Source organism: Cronbergia sp. UHCC 0137 (assembly GCF_034932285.1).
Classification (GTDB): domain Bacteria; phylum Cyanobacteriota; class Cyanobacteriia; order Cyanobacteriales; family Nostocaceae; genus Cronbergia.
In genome coordinates this window covers 139,413-140,147 of record NZ_JAYGHC010000003.1, presented here as the reverse complement: position 1 = coordinate 140,147, position 735 = coordinate 139,413, and the positions used below count along the sequence as shown (strand labels likewise).

General features: G+C 41.0%; 1 protein-coding gene. It reads right to left on the bottom strand.

The annotated features are described in order from the left end of the window. Window positions 1-28 precede the first annotated feature (28 nt). Window positions 29-735, bottom strand: a 707-nt coding sequence (locus VB711_RS02310; RefSeq protein ID WP_323284058.1) for a tetratricopeptide repeat protein, incomplete at its 5' end; no start/stop codon positions are given.

The window sequence follows — 735 nt, the reverse complement described above, 5'->3', positions numbered from 1 at the left end:
AACTCGGAACTTCAGGCTTGGAAGTCCCTTAAACGGAAGACTGTAATAAAAGTCGCATAGATTGAGCTTCAACGTGATCAGGGAAGATGGTTAAAAAATCATTCAAATCTCGGATGGCTTCGTGTATGTTGTCTGAAGTTGCACCATTAACTAGAGCATATTCATATAGTGTTGTTGCTGGTTGATGGTACTGAGCAGCTAAATTGTAAATTGCTAGGTTAAAGGTATTATTCCAGTTTTTAGGTTCTTTTTCGTATTGTTGTTGAGCCAGTTGTATAGCCTTTTCTAAATCACCTTTGGCTGTTTCGGTTTGGTTAAGAGCCTGGTAAGCTAAGGCACGGATATAAAAAAGCCAATCACCAGAATCTAAATCTATAGCTTGACTCAAATCTTCAATAGCCTGATTATATTTTTTCAGTATTAGGTAAGTTTCACCCCGACCTGCGATCGCCCAAGTATATTTGGGGTCAAGTTGAATAGCCAGATTAAAGTCTTGCAGCGCCTCTGGGTATTGCTTCATCAAACGGTAAATCTCACCCCGATTTGCGATTGCCCAGGTATCTTTAGGGTAAAGTTGAATAGCCAGATTAAAGTCCTGGAGTGCTTCTGGGTATCGTTCCATCAAACGGTAAGTGTCACCCCGATTTGCGATCGCCCAAGTATATTTAGGATCAAGTTGAATAGCCAGATCAAAGTCCTGAAGTGCTTCTGGGTATCGTTCCATCAAACGGTAAG